This window comes from Allosphingosinicella sp. (genome assembly GCF_036387215.1).
Classification (GTDB): Bacteria; Pseudomonadota; Alphaproteobacteria; order Sphingomonadales; family Sphingomonadaceae; genus Allosphingosinicella.
Window position 1 is genome coordinate 1 of sequence record NZ_DASVUE010000224.1, and the last position, 4,518, is coordinate 4,518.

Below are 4,518 nucleotides of genomic sequence, written 5' to 3' on the forward strand. Positions count from 1 at the left end.
GTCGGCTCGAGCCCGAGTTCGAGCGCGAGGTCGGCGATCGTCAGGCCCTTCGCGATCCGCCGGTGCTCGCCGTTGACGGTAATCGAGAAGGTGTCGTCGTAGACCATGTCCTGCCTTTGCGCTGCCGGGATGAGCGCCATATAGGGACTCGCCATGGCGACGCCACCGACCATCTATGTGCTGAACGGGCCCAACCTCAATCTTTTGGGGGTGCGGGAGCCGGAGATCTATGGGTCGGAGACGCTGGACGAGATCGCCGGAGCGCTCGAGGACCGGGCGCGGGAGCTCGGCCTTGCGATCGACATGCGCCAGTCGAACCATGAGGGGCATCTCGTCGACTGGCTGCACGAGGCGAATGCGGAAGGCGCGAAGGCGGTGATCCTCAATGCCGGCGCCTACACCCACACGTCGGTTGCGCTGCACGATGCGATCAAGGCGATCTCGGTGCCGGTGATCGAGGTGCATCTGTCCAACCCGCAGGCGCGGGAATCCTTCCGCCGCCGGAGCTTCGTCGCGCCGGTCGCGCGCGGCTCGATCGCGGGCTTCGGGCCGCTCGGCTACCAGCTTGCTCTGGACGCGGCTGCCCGTCTCTGACAAGGCGCCCGCAACAGGGAATGAGGAATTCAATGACCGACACCAAGGGTGACGGCGGCGCGATGCAGGTCGATACCGATCTCGTGCGCCAGCTCGCCGAATTGCTCAATGAGGGCGATCTTTCAGAAATCGAAGTTCAGCACGGCGACCGTCGGATCGTCGTGAAGCGGAAGCTCGGCGGAACCGTCTATGCGCCCGCCGCGGCGCCCGCTCCGGCCGCGGCTCCGGCGCCTGCCGCTGCACCCGCTGCGCCTGTGCAGGAAGAAGTTTCGCCCGCCAATCATCCAGGGGCGGTCAAGTCGCCCATGGTGGGGACCGTCTATCTTTCGGGCGAGCCCGGGTCGGCGCCGTTCGTCGCGCCCGGGACCACCGTTGCCGCCGGCGACACCTTGCTGATCGTCGAGGCGATGAAGGTGATGAACCCGATCACCGCGCCGCGCGCCGGAACGGTGAAGCAGGTGCTGGTGATCGATGCGCAGCCGGTCGAGTACGACCAGCCGCTCGTCATCATCGAGTAGAGCCTAGATGACGATCCAGAAGATCCTGATCGCCAACCGCGGCGAGATTGCGCTTCGAATCCACCGCGCCTGCCACGAGATGGGCATCCGCACCGTCGCGGTCCATTCGACCGCCGACGCCGATGCAATGCACGTACGGCTTGCGGACGAAGCGATCTGCATCGGCCCGCCGCCCGCGACCGATTCCTACCTCAACATCCCCAACATCATCTCGGCGGCCGAGATCGCGCATGCAGATGCGATCCACCCCGGCTACGGCTTCCTCTCGGAGAACGCGCAGTTCGCGGAGATCGTCGAGAGCCACGACATCATCTGGATCGGCCCGAAGCCCGAGCATATCCGTGTGATGGGCGACAAGGTGGAGGCGAAGCGCACCGCGGCCAAGCTCGGCCTGCCGCTCGTTCCAGGTTCCGACGGGCCGGTGGAGGGCGTCGAGGAAGCGCGCGCGGTCGCGAAGGAGACCGGCTATCCGGTGCTGATCAAGGCGGCGTCCGGCGGCGGCGGGCGCGGCATGAAGGTCGTCCGCTCCGAGGACGAGCTCGAAGCGCAGATCAGCCAGGCACGATCCGAAGCGAAGAACGCCTTCGGCGACGACACCGTCTACATGGAGAAATATCTCGGCGATCCGCGCCACATCGAATTCCAGGTGTTCGGCGACGGCCGCGGCCAGGCGGTTCACCTCGGCGAGCGCGACTGCTCGCTCCAGCGCCGCCACCAGAAGGTGCTGGAAGAAGCGCCCTCCCCCGTCATCACGCCCGAAGAACGCGACCGGATGGGCGGCATCGTCGCCCGCGCAATGGCCGACATGGGCTATCGGGGCGCGGGCACGATCGAGTTCCTTTACGAGAATGGCGAATTCTACTTCATCGAGATGAACACTCGGCTCCAGGTCGAGCATCCGGTGACGGAGATGATCACCGGCATCGATCTGGTCCGCGAGCAGATCCGGATCGCGCAGGGCGAAGACCTCTCCTGCAAGCAGGAGCAGATCAGCTTCCGGGGACACGCCATCGAGTGCCGGATCAACGCGGAGGACCCGAAGACCTTCGCCCCCTCCCCCGGTACGGTCACAGCCTACGTGGCGCCGGGCGGGATGCACGTCCGTGTCGATAGCGGGCTCTACGGCGGCTACAGGGTGCCGCCATATTACGACAGCATGATCGCCAAGCTGATCGTCTACGGCTCCAGCCGCGAACGGTGCATCATGCGGCTGCGCCGGGCGCTCGAGGAATATGTGATCGAGGGCATGAAGACCACCATCCCTCTCCACCAGGCGCTGGTCCGCGATCCCGAGTTCCTCGAAGGCGAATACACGATCAAGTGGCTGGAGGAGTGGCTGGCTCGGGAAGCGGACCCGGCCTAGGCCGTCTCCGAGACGCGCTTGCCGTAATAGACGCCCCGCATCCACTCCTGAGTGATCATCACCCGGTCCCCGACCTTCGCTTCGGCGAACAGGAGGGCGGCGAACTCGTCGGGCACGCCGATGCAACCGTGGGTGGCGGAGCCGTCCTCCACCTCGCTCGCGTGGATCGCGACGCCGTCCATCGTCAGCCGCATCATATAAGGCATCGGGGCACCGTAGAGGTTGGAGACGTGGCGCCGCTTCTTCTGGAGGATCGGGAAGGTGCCGAGCGGCGTCGGCTTGTCGTCGGCGCCGTAGAGGATCGACGAGCGCCCGATCTCCACCCCGCCTCGATAGGCGTAGAGCCGCTGCGCCCCGAGATCGATCGCGATCAGGATCGGCCCCGGAGGCACTCCGTCCGAATTCCAGACATAGTCGCCGGCACCCATGGGCGCGTCCGGCTGAAGCACCGACTTGATCGTGAAGGGCTGTTCCGCGGTGGCTGCAGCTTTCAAGACAGGCGGCCGGGCCTCATCCGCGCGTGCCGAAGCGGCGGTCAGGCGGGGAGCCGGCATCTCCTTGCCCGCCGACGGTGACTCGCGCGTGCAGGCGGCGGTGAAGGCGAGGCTTCCGGCGACTGAAATGCCGACCAACATCATCCGCTTGATCACGCTCGACATCGCAAACTCCCAGCTGCCGCCGGCTGTTTGTTCGAGTCGCATTCCGGGCGCTAGAGTGCTGTTTCACCCGTCTCCATTCGGGACGCCGGGCTCCCAACTGCTAACCTTCCGATCCTCCCCCTCTCAGGCGACGAGGCACGGATATTTCTTTGTTCTGAGCAGCCCCGGCACCTCGGCTGCCGGAACGGCCTTGGCGTAGAGGAAACCCTGCCCGAACTCGCATCCGGAGCCGACGAGAAAGCGATGGTGCGCCTCCGTCTCTATGCCTTCCGCGATGACCTTGATGCCGAGGCTTTGGCCGAGGCTCACCACCGCACGGATGATCGCCCCGTCGTCCGGGAAGAGATCGAAATCCCTGACGAAAGAACGGTCGATCTTGAGAAGGTCGACCGGGAACTGCTTGAGGTGAGAAAGGGAAGCGTAGCCGGTGCCGAAGTCGTCGAGCGCGATCTTGACGCCCGCCTTGCTCAGAGTCTTCAGCGCCCGTTCGACATATTCCGCACCGCGGCCGAGGAACACCGTCTCCGTTACCTCAAGCTGGATATAGCTGGTGGGTATCCGGGCCCGATCCAGGCGCTCCAGGAGCTGTTCGGCGAAGCTTCCTCGACGGAATTCCGCGGCAGCCGCATTGATCGCGACGTGCCCGAAGCGAACGCCGTCGTCGAGCCAGCGGCGTGCGTCCTCGATCACCTGGTCGATCATCTGGTCGCTGATCTCCGCGGCAAGATTCGTATCCTCGAACGCCGCCGCGATCGTGGCAGGCATCTGGACGCCGCGAGCAGGATGGTTCCACCGGAGCAACGCCTCGAAGCCCGCTGTCTTGCCGGTCCTGAGCTCCACCTTCGGCTGATAGAAGGGCACGATCCTTTTCTTGGAGAGTGCATCCCTTGCCAGGTTCAACATCGAGGAACGAAGCTGCATCTCGCGCCGCATCCTCGGTTCGAACAGCTTCAGATTGCTTCTTCCGGCAGCCTTGGCCGCGTAGAGGGCGATGTCGGCGCTCTTCAGCAGGGTTGCGCGGTCGGCGCCATGCATGGGGTAGATGCTGGCGCCGATGCTGGCGTGGCAATCCAGCATGCGCCCCGCATAGATGCAGGGTTCGCGCAGCCGCTCCAGCAGTCCGTCGACGGCCGCCGCAACCCCTTCGGGTGAACCGACGCCCGTAAGCAGCACGGCGAATTCGTCGCCGCCCAACCTTGCGACCACGTCGTCTCCCCTAGCAGCCGCGGTGAGACGCTCGGCGAAGGTGCAGAGCAATTTGTCGCCTGCATCATGACCAAGCGTGTCGTTGACGCGTTTGAAATTGTCGACGTCGAGGAGAAGGAGCGCGAATTCGCCGTCCGTCGCCTCGCACCTGGCGAGAACCTGCTCCACCTGCGTCTGG

General features: G+C 65.3%; 5 protein-coding genes. 3 read left to right on the top strand and 2 right to left on the bottom strand.

The window, feature by feature from the left end; translation table 11 throughout:
* The first annotated feature begins 153 nt into the window (after nt 1-153).
* From aroQ to accC, 3 genes are read left to right on the top strand one after another with little or no spacing between them, the layout of a single operon-like run.
* Nucleotides 154-594: a type II 3-dehydroquinate dehydratase gene (aroQ, locus tag VF662_RS08750; RefSeq protein WP_464139957.1), complete on the top strand. Its 441-nt coding sequence runs from the start codon at nt 154-156 to the stop codon at nt 592-594.
* Between the two features lie 32 nt (nt 595-626).
* Entirely contained in the window at nt 627-1,112 is a 486-nt protein-coding gene (accB, locus tag VF662_RS08755; RefSeq protein WP_464139959.1) for an acetyl-CoA carboxylase biotin carboxyl carrier protein, read from the top strand.
* A 7-nt stretch (nt 1,113-1,119) separates the two neighbouring features.
* Nucleotides 1,120-2,475: an acetyl-CoA carboxylase biotin carboxylase subunit gene (accC, locus tag VF662_RS08760; RefSeq protein WP_464139961.1), complete on the top strand. Its 1,356-nt coding sequence runs from the start codon at nt 1,120-1,122 to the stop codon at nt 2,473-2,475.
* On the opposite strand, the gene VF662_RS08765 is transcribed toward accC, so the two are convergent.
* Together VF662_RS08765 and VF662_RS08770 are read right to left on the bottom strand one after the other, a co-directional pair.
* The gene (locus VF662_RS08765; RefSeq protein ID WP_464139963.1) at nt 2,472-3,134 is read right to left on the bottom strand and encodes a L,D-transpeptidase family protein; all 663 of its coding nucleotides are present in this window, start codon (nt 3,132-3,134) and stop codon (nt 2,472-2,474) included. The genes accC and VF662_RS08765 overlap by 4 nt on opposite strands.
* Nucleotides 3,135-3,257: 123 nt before the next feature.
* Nucleotides 3,258-4,518, bottom strand: a 1,261-nt coding sequence (locus tag VF662_RS08770) for a putative bifunctional diguanylate cyclase/phosphodiesterase (protein WP_464139965.1), incomplete at its 5' end; no start/stop codon positions are given.